Origin of the sequence: Micromonospora sp. C81, from assembly GCF_018070425.1 — a bacterium.
GTDB classification, from domain to species: domain Bacteria; phylum Actinomycetota; class Actinomycetes; order Mycobacteriales; family Micromonosporaceae; genus Micromonospora; species Micromonospora zamorensis.
In genome coordinates this window covers 234918-251691 of record NZ_JAGPXS010000001.1, presented here as the reverse complement: position 1 = coordinate 251691, position 16774 = coordinate 234918, and the positions used below count along the sequence as shown (strand labels likewise).

16 protein-coding genes are annotated in these 16774 nt (G+C 69.9%); 11 read left to right on the top strand and 5 right to left on the bottom strand.

Annotated features, from left to right (window positions below; all coding sequences use genetic code 11):
* Positions 1-61: 61 nt before the first annotated feature.
* Positions 62-3526 (bottom strand): ThuA domain-containing protein, encoded by a 3465-nt coding sequence (locus KBX46_RS01190; RefSeq protein ID WP_210789851.1) that lies wholly within the window; start codon positions 3524-3526, stop codon positions 62-64.
* 237 nt (positions 3527-3763) lie between these two features.
* Here KBX46_RS01190 and KBX46_RS01185 point away from each other — a divergent pair, with 237 nt between their 5' ends.
* Positions 3764-4609: an SAM-dependent methyltransferase gene (locus KBX46_RS01185; RefSeq protein WP_307871317.1), complete on the top strand. Its 846-nt coding sequence runs from the start codon at positions 3764-3766 to the stop codon at positions 4607-4609.
* Between the two features lie 76 nt (positions 4610-4685).
* Positions 4686-6200, top strand: a complete 1515-nt coding sequence (locus tag KBX46_RS01180; RefSeq protein ID WP_247666782.1) for a hypothetical protein — start codon at positions 4686-4688, stop codon at positions 6198-6200.
* Between the two features lie 5 nt (positions 6201-6205).
* On the opposite strand, the gene KBX46_RS01175 is transcribed toward KBX46_RS01180, so the two are convergent.
* The gene (locus tag KBX46_RS01175) at positions 6206-6589 is read right to left on the bottom strand and encodes a hypothetical protein (protein WP_247666781.1); all 384 of its coding nucleotides are present in this window, start codon (positions 6587-6589) and stop codon (positions 6206-6208) included.
* A 122-nt stretch (positions 6590-6711) separates the two neighbouring features.
* Here KBX46_RS01175 and KBX46_RS01170 point away from each other — a divergent pair, with 122 nt between their 5' ends.
* From KBX46_RS01170 to KBX46_RS01160, 4 genes are all read left to right on the top strand, one after another.
* Positions 6712-7320 carry a hypothetical protein gene (locus KBX46_RS01170; protein WP_210789847.1) on the top strand — a complete coding sequence of 203 codons (609 nt, stop codon included), beginning with the start codon at positions 6712-6714 and terminating at the stop codon, positions 7318-7320.
* 87 nt (positions 7321-7407) lie between these two features.
* On the top strand, positions 7408-9246 hold the full coding sequence (locus tag KBX46_RS01165; protein ID WP_210789845.1) for a HEAT repeat domain-containing protein: 1839 nt from the start codon (positions 7408-7410) through the stop codon (positions 9244-9246).
* A 114-nt stretch (positions 9247-9360) separates the two neighbouring features.
* On the top strand, positions 9361-9585 hold the full coding sequence (locus KBX46_RS32280) for a TetR/AcrR family transcriptional regulator C-terminal domain-containing protein (protein ID WP_307871316.1): 225 nt from the start codon (positions 9361-9363) through the stop codon (positions 9583-9585).
* A 97-nt stretch (positions 9586-9682) separates the two neighbouring features.
* Positions 9683-10498 carry a hypothetical protein gene (locus tag KBX46_RS01160; RefSeq protein ID WP_210789843.1) on the top strand — a complete coding sequence of 272 codons (816 nt, stop codon included), beginning with the start codon at positions 9683-9685 and terminating at the stop codon, positions 10496-10498.
* 28 nt (positions 10499-10526) lie between these two features.
* Here KBX46_RS01160 and KBX46_RS01155 read toward each other — a convergent pair whose 3' ends face one another.
* Together KBX46_RS01155 and KBX46_RS01150 are read right to left on the bottom strand one after the other, a co-directional pair.
* The gene (locus KBX46_RS01155; RefSeq protein WP_374224926.1) at positions 10527-10898 is read right to left on the bottom strand and encodes a pantetheine-phosphate adenylyltransferase; all 372 of its coding nucleotides are present in this window, start codon (positions 10896-10898) and stop codon (positions 10527-10529) included.
* 80 nt (positions 10899-10978) lie between these two features.
* Complete coding sequence (locus tag KBX46_RS01150) at positions 10979-11512, bottom strand: DUF6817 domain-containing protein (RefSeq protein ID WP_210789837.1); 534 nt, start codon at positions 11510-11512, stop codon at positions 10979-10981.
* Between the two features lie 131 nt (positions 11513-11643).
* Here KBX46_RS01150 and KBX46_RS01145 point away from each other — a divergent pair, with 131 nt between their 5' ends.
* Positions 11644-12141 carry a YcxB family protein gene (locus KBX46_RS01145; protein WP_210789834.1) on the top strand — a complete coding sequence of 166 codons (498 nt, stop codon included), beginning with the start codon at positions 11644-11646 and terminating at the stop codon, positions 12139-12141.
* 49 nt (positions 12142-12190) lie between these two features.
* On the opposite strand, the gene KBX46_RS01140 is transcribed toward KBX46_RS01145, so the two are convergent.
* Positions 12191-13750: an NAD(P)/FAD-dependent oxidoreductase gene (locus KBX46_RS01140; protein ID WP_210789832.1), complete on the bottom strand. Its 1560-nt coding sequence runs from the start codon at positions 13748-13750 to the stop codon at positions 12191-12193.
* Positions 13751-13845: 95 nt separating this feature from the next.
* Between KBX46_RS01140 and KBX46_RS01135 the strand changes: the two genes are divergently transcribed.
* The 4 genes from KBX46_RS01135 to KBX46_RS01120 all read left to right on the top strand — a co-directional run bounded on the left by KBX46_RS01135 (position 13846) and on the right by KBX46_RS01120 (position 16736).
* Positions 13846-15156, top strand: coding sequence for a hypothetical protein (locus KBX46_RS01135; protein WP_308159327.1), 1311 nt, complete (start codon positions 13846-13848; stop codon positions 15154-15156).
* 33 nt (positions 15157-15189) lie between these two features.
* Positions 15190-15630 carry a hypothetical protein gene (locus tag KBX46_RS01130; RefSeq protein ID WP_210789829.1) on the top strand — a complete coding sequence of 147 codons (441 nt, stop codon included), beginning with the start codon at positions 15190-15192 and terminating at the stop codon, positions 15628-15630.
* A gap of 80 nt (positions 15631-15710) precedes the next feature.
* Positions 15711-16283, top strand: a complete 573-nt coding sequence (locus KBX46_RS01125; RefSeq protein ID WP_099854131.1) for a GNAT family N-acetyltransferase — start codon at positions 15711-15713, stop codon at positions 16281-16283.
* A 39-nt stretch (positions 16284-16322) separates the two neighbouring features.
* The gene (locus tag KBX46_RS01120) at positions 16323-16736 is read left to right on the top strand and encodes a type II toxin-antitoxin system Phd/YefM family antitoxin (RefSeq protein ID WP_210789826.1); all 414 of its coding nucleotides are present in this window, start codon (positions 16323-16325) and stop codon (positions 16734-16736) included.
* The last annotated feature ends 38 nt before the right edge of the window (positions 16737-16774 follow it).

The following is a 16774-nucleotide window of genomic DNA, read 5'->3' as shown; positions in this document are numbered from 1 at the left end:
CTCTTGGCCTTGGGCCCGGCGGTGGCGGACAGGTCGATCCCTGCCCGCCACCGCTCGATCATCAGTTGACCGTGATGGTCAGGTTGAGCGAGCGGGTCTCCCCGCTGGTGTAGGTGGTCGTGACCCGGGCGGTGAAGGTCCCCTTGCGGGGATAGCTGTGGGCGGTCGATCGCAGCGTCGCCCCGTGCGTGATGGTGCTGTTGTCACCGAAGTCCCATGCGTAGTCGGTGATGCTCTGCCCGGACGGCGCTGTCGCGGTGGCGGTGAGCGTGGTGGTCAGCGGCGCGGTGCCGCTGGCCGGGTTGGCCGTGAGGGAGAGCGTCCCGCCCGGTTCCTGTTTGACCCCGGCGCCGTTGAACCGCAGCCAGTCCAGCGACAGCAGGTCCGGGGTGCCACCGACCTGGGCGGCGTTGACGAACTTCGCGTACAGGGTGGTGGTGCCGGCTGGTTTGTTGGTGAGCGTGACGGTGGGCGACATCAGGTTGTCCCACCCGCCGGTCGAGCCGATGGTGGCCGCGCCGACCAGGGTGCCGGTGGGGGAGCCGGTCCGCAGCTCGATGGTGCCGCCGAGCCCGCCGTTGGTCACGCCGAGCGTCACCGAGCCGACGTTGCGCAGGTCCACCGGCCCGTACGCCACCCAGTCGTTGTGGTCGACCTCGCCGAGCCGCTTGCCGGCGCGGGCGGTCGCCCGGTCGTTCACGATGATGCCGGACTGGGCGGTGTAGTGCTCGGCCTCCTTGCTCTTGGGCTGCAACTGGGCCCGGGTCGAGCCGGTCAGTGCCGGTACGCCGCCGGCCGCGCCGCCGTCGGTGTACTGCGCGGTGACCACGGTGTAGAGGTTCTGCCCTGGCCCGTGCCCGTCACCGGCGTCGGCCTCGGTGGCGAGCAGCCCCGAGCAGCCGGTGTAGACGTCCAGCGGATGGGCGTGCGAGTCGTGACCGAGCTGCGTCTGCACGGTGACCTTCGAGCAGTCGATGGTGGTCTCCTCTGGGTCGGTGACGGTCACCGTGTATGGGATCTTGTCGCCGAAGTCGAAGAAGCCCCCGTCCGGCACGGTGATGGTCACCGTGGGCCGGGTGTTGCCGACCACCACCTCGGTGACCGCGGTGGCGGTCAACCCGTTGCCGCTGTTGCGGACGGTCAGCCGGGCGGTGTGCCTGCCGGCGGTCGAGTAGGTGTGGCTCGGGTTGGCCGCTGTGGAGTCGGTGCTGCCGTCGTTGGTGAAGTCCCAGGCGTAGCTGAGCGCCGAACCGTCACCGGCGGATGACCCGGCCGAGGAGAACGTCACGGCGAGTGGGGTGCGCCCGCTGTCCGGGGTGGCGGCGATCTTCACGGCAGGTGGCCGCCCGTTGGCGACGTAGTCGATGCGGTAGATGCCCGCGCCGGCGTTGCTGCCGCCGCGCCCGCTGCCGGTGCCCTCGCCGAAGTCGATGACGTAGAGCGAGCCGTCCGGGCCGAACTCTGCCTCGAAGGGCTGGATCCAGCTCATGTTGCCGAAGATCCCGTTGATCGACTGGAGGTCACCCACGGCGGTGGGGCCGAAGCGCGCGTTGCTGAAGGTCTGCGCCGTCTTGTGGATCGACAGCGTCTTGAACCATTTGCGGGTCAGCTCATAGGTGATCCACTTGCCCTCGAAGTACTCGGGGAACTTCGTGGTGCGGGTGTTGGCCGGGTCGTAGTCGTAGACCGGGCCGCTCATCGGCCCGCCGCCGCCGGTGCCGACCTCGGGGAACTGGGTGGAGGCCGAGTACGCGTACCAGACCAGCGCGGACTTCGACGCCGGCAGGGTGGTCAGGCCCGTGTTGTTGGGCGAGTTGTTGACCGGCGCGGCGCAGTTGAACTTCGCCCCGGAGGTGCTGGTGGCGAAGTTGTAGTCGTTGAACGGGATGTTGTTGCCCACGCAGTACGGCCAGCCGTAGTTGCCGGCACCGGTGATCCGGTTGAACTCGACAGTCCCCTCCGGGCCACGGTTGGGATCGGCGGTGCGGGCGTCCGGGCCGTAGTCGGCCACCAGCACCGCGTTGGTCTGCGGCTCGACGGTGATCCGGAACGGGTTGCGCATGCCCATCGCGTAGATCTCCGGGCGGGTCTTCGCGGTGCCGGCCGGGAAGAGGTTTCCGCTCGGCACTGTGTACGTACCGTCGGCCTGTGGGGTGATCCGCAGGATCTTGCCGCGAAGGTCGTTGGTGTTGCCGGCGGTGCCCTGGGCGTCCCAGGCGGCGCGGCCGGCCCGCTCGTCGACGGGCGTGTAGCCGCTGGAGGCGAACGGGTCGGTGTTGTCGCCGATCGCCGCGTAGAGCCGCCCGGCCGCGTCCATGGCCAGCGAACCGCCCATGTGCGAGTTGGCCCGACCCTCGCCCCGGTAGGTGGGGATGGCCAGCAGGCGTTTCTCCGAGGAGAGCGCGACGCTGTTGTTGGCGACAGTGAACCGGGACAGGTTGAGCTGTTTGAGGGTCTTGTCCGACCAGAGCAGGTAGATCCAGCCGTTGCTCGCGAAGTTGCGGTCGAGGGTCATCCCGAGCAGCCCGTCGGACTGGTCGGTCATCGCCGAGGTGTAGGCGAAGTCCAGCAGTGTGGTGACCTGGAGGGTGTCGGAGTTGACCACCTTCAGCGCGCCGGTGCGCTGGATGTAGTAGACCTTCCGGTCCGGGCCGACGGCCAACTCGAAGGGGTCGGCAAGGTTCTCGGTGACCAGCCCCACCCGCTCGAAGTTGCTGGTCCTGGTGGCCGAGCAGTCGCCGGCGACAGCGCCGGCCGCCCACTCGATGCCGTAGCGCAGGTGCTCCAGGAACGTCGCGCTGCTGAACTGGGAGCTGGCGTGCCCGCCGGCGGTGAACCAGGACCGGCCGCCGTCGTAGCGCTGACACCAGGAGTACGCGTGGTCGACGCCCTCGTCCAGCCCGTTGATCCCGTCGCGCACCTTGATCTGCGCGAGGGTGTGCACGTTGCCGGTCGGGTTGGTCCGCCAGTTGTACCACTCCTCGCTCTGCTCCCAGAGCTCCGGCAGGTTGCGGGTGGAGGGGTGCGCCCGGTCGAGCACCTTCACCCGGCCGGGGAAGGTGCCGCCGGTGGAGGAGAAGTCGGGGTGGTAGTCGAAGATCGTGCCGACCAGGCCCTCGTACCAGGGCCAGTCACGCTCGCTCGCCGAGGCGGCGTGCAGGCCGGCCCAGCCGCCGCCGTTGCGGATGAACGTCTGCAGCGCGGCCCGCTGGCTGGCGTTGAGCAGGTCGCCCGAGGTCGGGAGCGAGTTGGTGTTGTTGAAGACCAGGGCGTCGAACGTGGCGAGGTTGGCGTCGGTGAACGCGGCGGCGTCGGTGGTGGCGACGACCTCGAAGTTGTGGGCGGCGCCGAGCTGCTGGATCGCGGCGATGCCGGCCGGGATCGAGTCGTGGTAGAAGTTGGTGATCTTGGAGAAGACCAGCACCCGGAAGCGTGGGGCGGCTTCGGCGGGCAGGGCGGTGGTGGTGCTCACCACGGCGGCGATGGTGAGCAGGATGAGGCAGAACGCGCGGAGGTGTCGGGGCATGGGGGCGCTCGCTCCCTGTTGGACGGTGAGGGTCGGAAAGCGCTTTCTTGCTGCCCGCATCACGGTACTGACAGCCAGTGATGACCGTCAATAGCGTGCTGGTAAGCGGTTTCCTACGGTGTCGCCGCCGGTCGGCGAGGCCCGGACGGGCCCCTCGCTCGCATGTCCAGCACCTACCATGGTCAGATCGTGCGTCGTGCCACACGGCGATGCAGCCGGGTGACCTGGGGAGGTCTCGTGACGGTGCCATCCACGTCGGAATCATCCGAGGGTCGGGGTGCCGACCGGGTCGACACCACTGTGGTGCATCCGGCTCGCCGCTACAACTACTGGCTCGGCGGCAAGGACAACTTCGCTGTCGACCGGGAGTCCGGGGACCAGATCGCGGCCGTCTACCCGGGAGTACGCACCCTTGCCCGGGAGAACCGGGCCTTCCTCGGCCGGGCCGTCCGGTTCCTCACCGAGGAGGTCGGCATCCGGCAGTTCCTCGACATCGGCACCGGCATACCGAGCGCCGAGAACACCCACGAGGTGGCGCAGTCTGTCGTGCCCGAGTCCCGGGTGGTCTACGTCGACAACGACCCGATGGTGCTGGTCCACGCTCGGGCGCTGTTGACCAGCGACCCGGCCGGCGCCACCGCCTACCTCGACGCCGACCTGCGTGACCCGGAGAAGATCCTCGCCGACCCGCAACTGCACACCACACTTGACCTGTCCCAGCCGGTGGGCCTGGTGCTGATCGCCGTGACGCACTTCCTGACCGACGACGACCGCCCACACGAGCACGTCGCCCGGCTGCTCGACGCGCTGCCGTCAGGCAGTTGGCTGGCGCTGACCCACTTCACCACCGACCACATCCCCAACCAGATCGTCGAGCGCATGTACGCCGAGTTCGCCTCCGGCCGGATGAAGCAGGACGCCGTGCCCCGCGACCGTGCGGAGTTCGCCCGCTTCTTCACCGGCCTGGAGCTGGCCGAGCCGGGCATCGTGCCGGTCACCGAGTGGCGCCCGCAGGTGCCGCCGGAGCAGCGGCCAGCGCTGGCTGACGCCTCGATCTACGGCGCGGTGGCCCGCAAACCCTGACCGGTCGTACAGGCTGGGGTCTTCCGGACCCGGGGCAAGCCCTTAATCCAGTCGGTGTCGGCGTAGGGTGCATTTCATGATCGGCGACGCATGGTTCGATCGGTGTTCGTCTCTGCCGGCCGGGCTGGCGAGGAACCCTGCAGCGCCCACCGACGTGCTGCTCCGACTGGTAGATCTGTGGCCGGAGCAGGTGTGCGAGGGGCTACGGCTCCGCCGCGAGCTGCCGCCGCCGGTGCGGGATGCGATGCTGCACCATCCCTCGCCCCGGGTCCGCGGAGCGCTCGCCACCCACCCACAGGTCGACCCTCTGGCGCGTACCCAACTGCTGGCCGACCCGGAATGGCGGGTCAGAATGCGCGCGTTCGGCCGGCCCGGTCAGGCATCGCTGCCTGACGACGTGTTGGTCAGGTTGTTGGCCGAGCTTGACGGTCCACCCTCCGATGTGCCGTTCACCCGCGAGGAGTTGATCGGTGAGTTGTTCGACGCTATGGGGTACGACCCGCGTCTGCTTCGGCTGGCCGCCGCGCACCCTCGGTCGGGTGTGCGCCGGTTCGCGGCCGGTTCGCTGTACCGGCTGGACGAGCGGTCGCGCCAGGCGCTGCTGGAGGATGAGGTACCCGAGGTGCGGGCGACCGCCTCGGCGTCCGTCGCGCACCGCCAGCAGGTGATGGAGCCTGCGGATCTACCGGACCAGCACTCTCACGGATTCTGGTACGTGCTGCAGCGTCCACTGTCCCGGGCGCTGATCGATCAGGTGCTCGCCACCGGCGACGCGGCTGCGCTGCGGGTGATGGCCACGAATCCGAGTGTCCCGCCGGACGTGGTCGAGACGCTGCTGCGCCATCCCGACCCGTCGGTCCGGCAGGGAGTCACCGGTCGCGTCGACCTGAGCAGCGACCAGCTTGTCAGGCTTGCCACCGACTCAGCGGTCGAGGTCCGAACCGCGGTCTCCACGCATCCGGGCCTCACCGAGCCGCAGCGGGCCAGCATCGACATCGACGTGACCACTACGCCGGGCGACGGACACTTTGGCTCGGCGGACGTGCGCTGCCGGGGGATCCCCTATCCAGACGGCGGCGCGCCGGAGGTAACCGATGCGCTGCGGTGGGCGCGTTCGGTCAATCCGTTGCTGCGCCGCCGGGCGGCCCGCAACGCCGAGTTGCCGGCGGACCTTGTCACCGTCCTGGCCGACGACCCCGACTTGGGTGTCCGGGTCCTGCTCGCCCAGCACCACCCGGCTGCACCGCCAGCACTGCTGCTGCGCTCTTTCCTCGAGTACCACTGCTGCGGCCGGGACCGGTTGAGTGAGCTTCCGCAGTTTCCTACCGATGGGTTGGCCCGCTTCGCCGGCGACCCCGACCCGGCGGTACGACGGCTCGTCGCCCTCGACCCGGACGCCGACCCCGAACTCGTCGACCGGTTGGGCACCGACCCTGACGTCACCGTGCGGCAGGCGATGGCCGGCAGCCCACGCCTCCCGGCTCCGCGAATCGTCGCGCTTCTCAATGATCCTGAACTGGCCGAGGCCGCCGCAGCCAACCCGGCCCTGCCGGTCGATCAGATGCGGCAGATCCTGGACCGGATGACCTGATGCCGCTACCAGATGATGATGCCGCCGTGTATCGCCTTGGCGCGCTCCACCGCGTGCCGCATGTTGGCCAGGTAATGGAGGATGCGGTCTACGTCGTACCCAGTCGCGGCGGATAGTTGCTCGACGGTCTCTGCCAGGAGTACGCACTCCTGCTCGAAGGCGTCGAGCTGGCCGGGCGAGACCTGAAGGTGCCCACGGTTGTCGACAGTGATGTCGGCAAGTTGCGGCAGGAACGTCGCGCCGAGACGCCGAACGGCTGCCGAACCCCACAGCTCATAGCGAAGACCTTCAGCTCCTACCCCAGTGCTGGTGCCCGGCGGATCCACGACAACGTCCCGACCGGCGTAGGCGTCGCCGTCCGGTATCCACACTGAGATATCGAGGCTCATCCCCACGCTCCCGCCATGTCCCGAACCGCAGCTACTGTAACGGTGTCGCGGTGCCCGTCAGTCGTGGGTCGGCGGGCCCAAACCGGTTGGTTGCTCCGTAGCCCGCCGCTTAAGGTGCACGCGTGACGATGGTGGACGCGGATTGGTGGTCGATACTCCGGGCGCTGGACGAGCCGGTCGCGCCGGTGGAGGGCGGCATCGGGCGGGAGTCGGTTCTCCGGGCCATGGTGGAGGGCGTCATGCCGGAGCCGATGCGGGCGGCGTTGCACGAGCGGGTGGCCCGAGGTGACGGTGATGGTCTGGAGGTGCCACGGGACTTCGACCACGCTGCGGCCCAGGGCCGGATTGAACGGCTCGCAGGGCGGTTGGGCGAGGCCTACGGCTGTACGTGCGACTCGGGGTTGGCCCAGGACTCCGCCTGTTTCGGCAGCATCTGGATTCCCGCCGAGGCCAGCCGCAGTCGTACGAAGCGCACGCGGATTCCGCTGTCCTTGACCGTGAGTGTGAGCAAGTTTGGTGACCTCGCCACCTATGGTGCTTCCAATCCGAGCGAGCACAAACCATTCCTGCACCCCGACGACCGGCAACGGATCGAGCAGGCACTCGCCGGACTCGGTTACCTCATCGTGCCCGAGCACATCCTCGCCGCGCCGTACGACGGGCCGAACGGATGGGTCTTCGGCCCGACGGCCAATGCGACGTGGTCTACTCGGTTCTTCGACCATCTTTGAATACGTCAAGATCCGCCGTTCATCGTGACAACTTGTTGGTGCACACATCTGGATGTGCGGAGAAGCGGATACGCGTTGCGTGCCGCAGTGCTCGTCAGGGACTATCAGGTTCATGACGTACTGGAAGGGCGCCTCGCGCCTCGCAGAGTGAAGGGCCCAGCGCTGGTGTCGCCGTTGGGCGACTGGGGATGGCTGGAAGCGGGCGTCGTCTCGGGTGATGTTCTTGTTCCCGGCAGCGATGTACGGTCACAGATCTGGCATTGGGTCGAGGCCGACCGGGACGGGTCGGTGACCCGCCGCCTGTTGACCTTCACGACCGACCACCGCCTGTCGGCCCGGCGGATCATCTTCGAGTTGCTGTGCGAGCTGTGCTTCCGGAACCCCCACTGGCTCCTGGTAGCAGATGCCGCTGAGTCGGCCCTGAACGACGGGGATCCGCAGGTGCGGCGCACCGCGGCGAGGTTACTGGTGGGCGCCGCTGAACCTGATCGGGCCATGTCGGCGTTGGAGGCCTCGACTGATCCGGTCGTCCGGATCGCCTTCGTGGATGCCATCCCCTGGAACGAGGTCCCGCACCATAGAGCCATCCTGGAACGCTTGCGGTCGGATCTCGTTCCGGCAGTCCGGCTACTGGCCAACGTCGCAGTGTTCAGCAGGGACAACCCGGCGGCTTGGCCGGCGCTGGACGATGCGATCCGTGCCGATCTTGAACCTTGCGCGGGAGTCCTGAACGGGTCAGGATTCCGCACCGAGCAGACTGGCGGCGAGCGCTGGGCACGGGCGCTGACCCTCCTCGATCGGGAGCAGGACTGCTACGCCTGGGCGGAACGGTTGGCGAGCCGGTCCGAGAGCCCACAGGTCCGGCTCGAAGGCGTACGGGTGGCGCTCGCGGCGATGCGTGAGTGGCGCGCCGCGCCCGGGCGGGTGACGCCGATGCTGATCGACCTCCTGCAGGACGAAATCTCCGATGTACGGTCTGCGGCGCTGCACACGTTGGCGGCTTCATTGACCGCGTCCCGTCTCGCCGCGGACGAGCTCGCGGCAGTGCTGGATGATCCTGAGCTCGGTGCGGTGGCCGCTACCGCGCTGGGCAGCGTCGGCGACCACCGGGCGGTGCCGCATCTGGTACGGCTGATGCTCTCCGGCAGCGACGAGCCGCGCCTGACTGAAGCGTTCAAGGCAGTTGCTCGGGCGGGCGCTGATCCGCAGGCCCCGGTGGCCGCCGCCCGGCAGATCTTGGCCGCGCTGCCGGATTCGTGCGCGCCGGCCCTGCCGATGCGGGTGCTGGCCGCGTTCGGTCCGGCTGCTGCTGCCGCGCTGCCGGAACTTACTGCCAGACTCGAAGAGGCCGAGAACGACACCCCGAACTGTGCGTTCTACGTTCTGGGACGGATCGGGCCAGCGGCCGCAGCCGCGGCAGCGCTGCTGCGGCAGTACCCGACGCAAGGTGCGACACTTGCCCTTCTCAGAGTCACATTGGACCGGGCGGTGGCCGAGCAGTATCTCGCCGGCCGGCCGGAACGACCTGGCCGAGATGGGATTGCGTCGGCGCTGCTGACCTGGCTGGCCGAGCACGGCGGGCTCACCGCCCGCCAGCACAAACAGTTGCGGAGCCTGTTCCGGGCTCCCGGCTTCGGGCAGTTGACGTCGGCCGGCGCACTATGGCTTCAGGAGGGTCCTGCGGTAGCCGCTGAACTGCTGGAGGTTCTACCGGATTACCTGTACGACGATCTGTGGGGGCGCAAGGCGCTGAGGGTCCTCGCCGCGATGGGGTCGCACGCGCGGCCCGTACTCGACCGGTTGGATCGCCTCGTGGCACGCCGGCACCGACTCGGGATCAATAGCGGCGGCGCCGACGCCGAGATGCGCGCGGATGAAGCGCTGTACGCCGCCGTCATCGCCGCCCGGCAGAAGATCGCCGAATAACTGCCCTCGTGAATCCGGGTCCTCGCCGGCCATCGAGCGCCACCTTGCCCGGCAGCGGCTGTCGCGTGCCCTGCGTGATCTGGGTGTCGTAGGTGTGCGGACCGCTGTCAGTCTGTGCGTGCCGGCTCTGTCAGCCGGCGCACCGCCCGCTCCACCGGCACCGATGAAGCCGCCTTACAGGCCAGCCTCGGCCCCTACCTCACCCGTATGTTGAAGACTGGCAGGTACCCCACCGTGGCCCGACTCGTCATCGACGGCGCCCACCTCAATGCCGAGGAGACCTTCCACCACAACCTGACCACCGTCCTGGACGGCATCACCGGCCGACCCCGAACGTGACCCTCCGCCGCTCTGCGGCCGGCGGCTCGCCGACGCGACGTGTGTCGTCGAGCGATATACCTCTGAGTCACTCCCGCCCACAGACAGGAGCGCACGAGTGCAGGTCGGCCTGGCGACGAGCGCCGGTCGGGCCGGTCGGTCGAACGAGGACTTCGTCGGCGCGGTTACCGGCGCTGTCGTCCTGCTCGACGGTGCCGGCATCCCCGGGGCCGAATCACTCTGCTTCCATGGGGTCGCCTGGTACACGCAGCGGCTCGGCGGAGCACTGCTCGGCCACCTGTCGCGCGACGACGGGCAGGACCTCACGGCTGTCCTCGCCGCGGCCATCGACGAGGTGGCCGCCGAGCACGGCGACACCTGCGACATCGGGGACCCGCGCAGCCCGCAGGCCACCGTCGCGGTGGTGCGCGCGTACCGGGGCCGCCTTGACTATCTGCTGCTCGCGGACTCGTTCCTCATCCTCGACCCGGCCCACGGCGGCCCTCAGGTGATCACCGACGACCGTGAGGTCACCGCCCGGCGTGACTGCTCGGCGCCCCTGGACGGCATTGCACCGGGAACCCTGGAGTACGACCGTGTCCGCGACTCCTGCGCCGAGGCGCTGCGGGCCCGTCGGAACCAGGTCGGCGGCTACTGGATCGCCAAGGACGACCCGCGCGCGGCCCGGGAGGCGGTGACCGGCAGCCGGTCCCTCGCCGACCTGAACGGTGCCGCGCTGCTCAGCAACGGTGCCAGCCGTATCGTCAGCCCGTACGGCCTCACCGACTGGCCGGGCATCCTGGAAATGCTCGCCGCCGACGGCCCATCCGGTGTCCTCCGCCGCGTCCGGCAGGCCGAAGCCGACGGCCTCGGTGCCGCCGCCGCTCAGGCCCCGGACGACGCCACGGTGGCACACTGCACACACCTGCCGTGATGCCTGGAGTCCGCCGATGTCTCGCTGCCTACGGCCGCGTGGACGGGGGCAACGGCCCCAGCGCCCGCACCGCGGTGGAGGACACCGCGGCCAGTTCGGGCCGCGCGGGCAGAAATACCGTGGGGACGCCCAGCGACTGGTTCATCGCGGCGAGCTGACACTCGGTCTGAAGGTCGGTGGTGTTGCGCACGCCGCGGACGATCACCCCCACGTCGTGGCTTCGGCAGTAGGCGGAGGTCAATCCACTCCAGGCCACAACGGTGACGGAGGTCCACTCCACCGGCAGGATGGCCCGAACAGCGGCCGCTCGCTCCTCCTCGTTGATCGTCGGATGCTTGGTGCCGTTGACCGCGACGAGCACGACCACCTCGTCGAACAGGCCGCGTGCCCGGTTCACCACGTTCGTATGCCCGGGAGTGAAGGGATCAAAGCTGCCGGGGTAGACGGCGCGGACAGGTACGCGGGTGTGTGCCGTCGATGTCACGGCCGCAGGACCCGCTGCGCATCGCGGATGACCTCCTCGGAGGCCAGTGGGGCCCAGGAGGCGAACAGGTCGCGGAAGTAGGTACCGTGCCGGTCCGCCACCGCAGGATCCTGCTCAATGACGTCCAACTCGTTGACGATGCTCAGGTCCACGAGCGACCGCAGTTGAGCCGCATCCGGCGTCCGCACCTGATGTACGAAGCGGTCGAACACCTGGCCGGTCTGTGCCAGCTTTCGCCAGCTGCGTTCACGGTCGCAGGCGCCGTACAGGTAGACAAGCTCTTCCGCGTCGGCGCCGACGAGGTCTCGCAGCACCGCACGATCGGCGCGATCGAGCAGGGCGAGGTCGAACCCGTCGGTGCCGTAGACGGCGTGGGTGAGGCCCGCGACCTGCACGTCACTGCCGCAGCCGAGCGCGGCGAGTCGTTCGCTGACCCGACACAGGTGGGCGTACAGGTTGCCACCGGGATGGGCGATCTGCTCCGCTCCGCGCTGGCGGAGCCAGGCCCGCGCGCCTTCGTCGGTGCTCATGGCCCGACTGTAGGTACCGGCTGTCGGCTTCGGTGGCCCTGGCTGTGGGCGATATGTCACAGCATCCCGGCCAGCACCGGCGTTCGGTGTCCGCCAGACCCGGACGTGGTTCGGGGCACTATCGTTCTGACGTGCACATCCGATTCGACGTCCCCGCCGATCCCGCCTACCCGGGCCGGGTGGCCGCTGCGCTCGCCAGTGTTCGGCTGCGCAGGTTCAGCTACATCGGTGCGACGCTGGCGGCGATCGGAGCGATCGGTCTGGCACTGTCGCGGCGGTTCTCGTGGGGCGAGCAGATCTCGCCGCTGTGGGTGACGCTGATCGTGGGTGGCGTGCTGTCGATGCTCTACTGGCCCTGGGTGCGGTTGCGCGCCCGACGCCGTTCCAGTGGCTATGCCGTCGAGGGCGCCTACGACATCACCGATGCCAACATCATGATGCGTAGCGGCTCGGAGTCCGGCGGCATCGCCTGGGACGGGGTCGCCCAGGTCAGGGACACTCCGGACTTCTGGATCGTGTACGTCGGCCGGATGCCGGCCACCGTGATCCCACGCTGGTTGATGTCGGCCGAGGATGCCGAGACGTTGCGAGCCCACATGGCCGAGCGAGGCCTGCTTCACCATCGCTGAACTGCCGTCGGGATCGCCGATGTGTGGCGCGGCGCAGGGTCCGGCGGCGTCAGCCCAGCGGCACCTGCCTGGGTCGATCGCCACTCCCCGCGGCGCCGACACCCTCGGGCGCATTGATCGGAGCCGCGATGATCCGGCTGGGCACCACCGGCGCGTCCCGGCCCGTGCCCCGTCGACCGTCGCCGCCGGAGGACTCCTCGTGGTAGTCCTGCTCGACGTTGACCGACCAGACGTCATGCGTACTGCCGGTGGCGATGTTCTCGGCCGTGAGCATCGCGGTCAGCATCGAGTGGTCCTGGTTGTTGTAGCGGTGCATGCCGTTGCGGCCCACCGGGTGCACGTTCGGCACCGCCTCGGCCAGCCAGTCACGGATGACGTCCACGTTGTGCTGGTAGCGCTCGTCGTACACCGGGTAGGCCTTCGGCATGCGCACGACGTAGCCGGCCTCCACCACACCGGGTCGGACCAACCCCAACCGCTCCAGCTCCGCGGTCGCCAACGCCACGAGGTCGGCATCCGGGGTACGCCACATCTCGTCGTCCTCGAACACGAAGTACTCCAGCCCGAGGCAGGTGCGCCCGTCCTTGACGAGGTACGGCGACCAGGAGCCGAAGTTCTGGATCCGGCCCACCCGCACTCCCGGGTCGTGCACGTAGATCCAGTTGTCGGGGAACGAGAACTCCGCCGGCACCACCAGCGCGACCGTCAGGAAGTCGCGGTAGCGCAGGTCGGCGGCGCAGGCCAGCACCTCCGGCGGTGCCGGCGGACGCAGCGCGGACACCAGCTCCGAGATCGGCATCGACGAGATCACGTCGTCGGCCGGTTGAGTACGCTGCCCGCCCGCGCCGTCGACCGTCACGCTGATCGCCCGCCGTCGCTTCGGGTCGCGATGCACGGCGGTCACCCAGGTGCCGGTCGACAGCTGTCCGCCACGCTTGCGGACCTGCTCGGCGCAGCGTTCCCACATCATCCCCGGCCCGTACTTCGGGTACTGGAACTCCTCGATCAGGCTGGTCACGTCCGTGCGCCGGCGGCTGGGCAGCAGCGCGTTGCGGATCGCCGTGGCCAGCGACAGGTTCTTGATCCGCTGCGCGGCCCAGTCGGCCTGCAACCGGTCGGCCGGCATTCCCCACACCTTCTCGGTGTACGTCTTGAAGAAGATCGAGTACAGCCGCCAGCCGAATCGGGCCGACACCCAGCCCTCGAAGTGCGACTGATCTTTCGGTGGGCGCAGGCGGGCCCGGGCGTACGAACCGAGGCAGCGGGCCGCCTCGGGCAGCCCCAGGTTGCGCAGGGCGTTCATGGCGCTGAGCGGGTAGTTGAACAGCGCGCCCCGGTAGAAGATCCGGCTCATCCGGGGTCGGGTCAGGAAGTCCTCGTCGGGCAGGATCTCGTGCCAGAACGACTCCACCCGGGGCACCTTCGTGAAGAACCGGTGCCCGCCGATGTCGAACCGCCACCCGTCGCGCTCCACGGTCCGGCTGATCCCGCCGACCACCTCGTCCGCCTCGAACACCTGCACCGGCAGGCCGTGTCTCAGCAGCTCGTACGCCGCAGTGAGCCCTGCCGGCCCCGCACCGATGATCACCGTGCCGTGCTGCTCGCTCATGCTGCCGCGCTCCCTGCCCACCGTCATGGTTGAGGCGCGGCGCGTACCCGTTCTGCGCGTAATGTCACCCTTGATGGTGGTTCATTTTCGCTCCGGTGCGGCGTGCGGCGGCGTACAACGAGAAGGGCGACACCCCGCGCGGCGGCGGGCGGGCCGACGGAGGTGGGGGAGCGGGGCGGATGCACCGGTGGCGCAGCGGCGCGGCGGCGCTGGCCGCCCGCACGGCCACGGCCGGCCGCGGCGCGGGCCGCCTGGCTCGCCGGGTGCCGGAGCCCTGGGCGTACGTCATCGGTCTGTTCCTCGGCGCGAAGGTGGTGCTGACCCTGCTCGGGCTGCTGGCCCTGCACGCCTGGGACGGCATTCCCGGGGCACCACCGCCGGACGAGGCGCTGATGTGGACGCAACAGCGGGAGATCTCCGGGCACCGGTGGATCTCCTTCTGGTTCGCCTGGGACGCTCTGCTCTACCTGCGGCTGAGCGAGCTGCCGCTGACCGGGCCGTGGCGGGACTTCGGGTTCCCGCTGCTCTACCCGTTCCTGGCCCGGCCCCTCGGCGCGGTGCTCGGCGGCGACAACGCGCTGGCCCTGCTGGTGATCAGCAACGTGGCGTTCCTGCTGGCGCTCTGGTACGGCTACCGGCTGGCCGAACTCCTGCTCGGCGACGCGGGCGCGGCCCGCCGGTTCACCCGGTATCTGGTGCTGCTGCCGACCGCGTTCCTGTTCCAGGCGGCGCTGACCGAGTCGCTGTTCGTCTGTCTCGCGCTGGCCGCGTTCTACTACGCCGAGCGGCGCCGCTGGTTGCTGGTCGGCGTGCTCGGCTACTTCCTGGCGATGAGCCGTTCCGTCGGGCTGCTCGTGGCGCTGCCGCTGGCCCTGGTGCTGCTCCGCCAGCACGACTGGCGGCTCGGGCCGCGCGCCCTGCTCGGCTATCTGCGGATCGGCTGGCCGCTGCTGCTGCTGCCCGCCGGTTGGTTCACCTTCATGGCGTACTGCCGGTGGCGCGGCGGGGACTGGTTCGCCTACCAGCACGCCCAGGAGACCGGCTGGGGAATCAGGGTGCAGAACCCGGTGCCGGTGCTGCTGCACGGGCTGGCCGGGGAACCGCGCGACGCCGCGCGGCTGTGGTTCGCGGTGGCCGTGTTGGCGGTGCTGGTCGCCGGGTTCCGCCGCCGGGAGCTGCCCTACCTGGTGTACGGCGTACTCATGGTGCTGGTGCCCCTGTCGATGGGCCCGGCGGTGTACAAGAGTCTGCTGCGCTACCTGCTCGCCGCTTTCCCGGTGGCTCTGGTGCTGGCGCGCTGGGCCCGCCGCGCGAGCGTCGACGTGTGGCTGACCGCGACGCTCGCCGTCGTGCAGGGCGCCCTGTTCGTGCTCTGGCTCAGCTACTGGACCCACATGATCATCTGATTGGGGTGGCCGTCTGCCGGGCAGGATGAGCGGATGACCGAGCCACGGGTGCGCCTCGACGACCTGGGTGCCTGGCTGATCAAGGGCAACGCCGACCTGGTCGACCTCACCGCCCGGTTCGCCGCCGAGCCACTGGTGACGAGCTGGTGCGTACGCCCCGGCTATCGGGCGCGGCTCATGCGCGCCGGGCAGCCGGTGGTCTTCTGGGCCAGCGGCAGCCGGGCGCGACTGCCGTACGGGGTGTGGGGTGTCGGACGGGTCACCGGGGCGGCCGAGCCAGGCGCTGGGGGACAGCCGTGGTCGGTGCCACTGGACCTGCCCATCCTCGCCGCCGGCGACCGGGTGCCCCGCACGGTGTTGCGCGCCGATGACCGACTCGCCGACCTGGAGGTGTTCCGTCAACCGCAGGCCGCCAACCCCTCCTACCTGACAGTGGCCCAGTTCGCCGCCCTGCGTACCCATCTGCCGGAGTGAGCGGCCCCGGCCCGCAGCCGGCCTGCGGCCCTGTGCGAGTCTGCTACCCGTCGTTGCCAGCGCACCTTCGGGGAGGCCCGGTGTTCGCCCTGCCGCTGACCGAGGAGGTCGAGCTGCGCCCGCTGGACCCTTGGCTTGCCGAGGAGTTCCTCGCCAATCTCGACCGGGCCCGGGAGCACATCCAGCCCTGGGTGTCGCCGACCTTCGTGGCCACCGACCTGGCGTCGGCCCGTGCCGTGTTGCAGCGGTACGCCGACCGGTGGGCCAGCGACAGTGGCGGCATCTGGGGGCTGTGGTGGCGCGGCACGCTGGTCGGCGGGGTCATGCTCGTGTCGTTCGACGTGACCCGGGGTGTCTGCGAGGTCGGCTGCTGGGTGGAGCCGGCAGCCGAGGGAAAGGGCATGGTGGCGCCGGCGGTCCGCCGGATCGTCGACTGGGCGGTGCGCGAGCGTGGCATCCAGCGGGTGGAGTGGCGGACCAACGCCGACAACACCCGCAGCAAGGCACTCGCCCGTCGACTCGGCCTGCGCCTGGACGGCACGCTGCGCCAGGTCATCCCCGGCCCGCAGGGACGAATCGACCTCGAAGTCTGGTCGGTGCTGGCCGACGAGTGGCTGGCCGGGGCGAGCGGATCGCCGACCACCGTCCACTGACGACGCAAATCTGTCGTACCCGGGCGACACCATGCATCCATGGCCGTCCCCGCGCTCACCCCTCATCCCGACCCGCCGCGTTCCGTGCCGCTGCGTGAGGCGCGCACCCGGTTCAGCCAGCTCGTCGCGCTGGCCGAGCTGACCGACGCGGTCACCGTCGTCACCCGCGACGGCGATCCCCGCCCGGTCGCCGCGATCGTCCCCGCCTCCGCCGCCCGCAGCGCCGCGCAGGCCCGCGCCGACGCCGACCGGCTTGCCACGGTCACCGCCGGCTGGGCCCGGCGCCTCGACGAGCAGCACCGACGCAGCAGCCAGCGGCACGCCGCCGAGCTGAGTGCGGTCCGCGTGGCGCTGGCCGAGGTGTGGGCCGAGCTGGATCGCCGGATCGTCCCCGGCAGCGACCCGGCGCTGGCCCGGCTGCGCGCCGCACACCACGACCTGCTCGCCGACTGACCGCCTCCGCGCCGCCCGGTTGACGGCGGGCAGTTCGG

Bases quoted from the DNA above. Each gene is read 5' to 3' on its own strand.
- KBX46_RS01190 (WP_210789851.1), bottom strand. From the start codon at position 3,526: ATGCCCCGACACCTCCGCGCGTTCTGCCTCATCCTGCTCACCATCGCC.
- KBX46_RS01180 (WP_247666782.1), top strand. From the start codon at position 4,686: ATGATCGGCGACGCATGGTTCGATCGGTGTTCGTCTCTGCCGGCCGGG.
- KBX46_RS01175 (WP_247666781.1), bottom strand. From the start codon at position 6,589: ATGAGCCTCGATATCTCAGTGTGGATACCGGACGGCGACGCCTACGCC.
- KBX46_RS01150 (WP_210789837.1), bottom strand. From the start codon at position 11,512: ATGAGCACCGACGAAGGCGCGCGGGCCTGGCTCCGCCAGCGCGGAGCG.
- KBX46_RS01140 (WP_210789832.1), bottom strand. From the start codon at position 13,750: ATGAGCGAGCAGCACGGCACGGTGATCATCGGTGCGGGGCCGGCAGGG.
- KBX46_RS01130 (WP_210789829.1), top strand. From the start codon at position 15,190: ATGACCGAGCCACGGGTGCGCCTCGACGACCTGGGTGCCTGGCTGATC.
- KBX46_RS01120 (WP_210789826.1), top strand. From the start codon at position 16,323: ATGGCCGTCCCCGCGCTCACCCCTCATCCCGACCCGCCGCGTTCCGTG.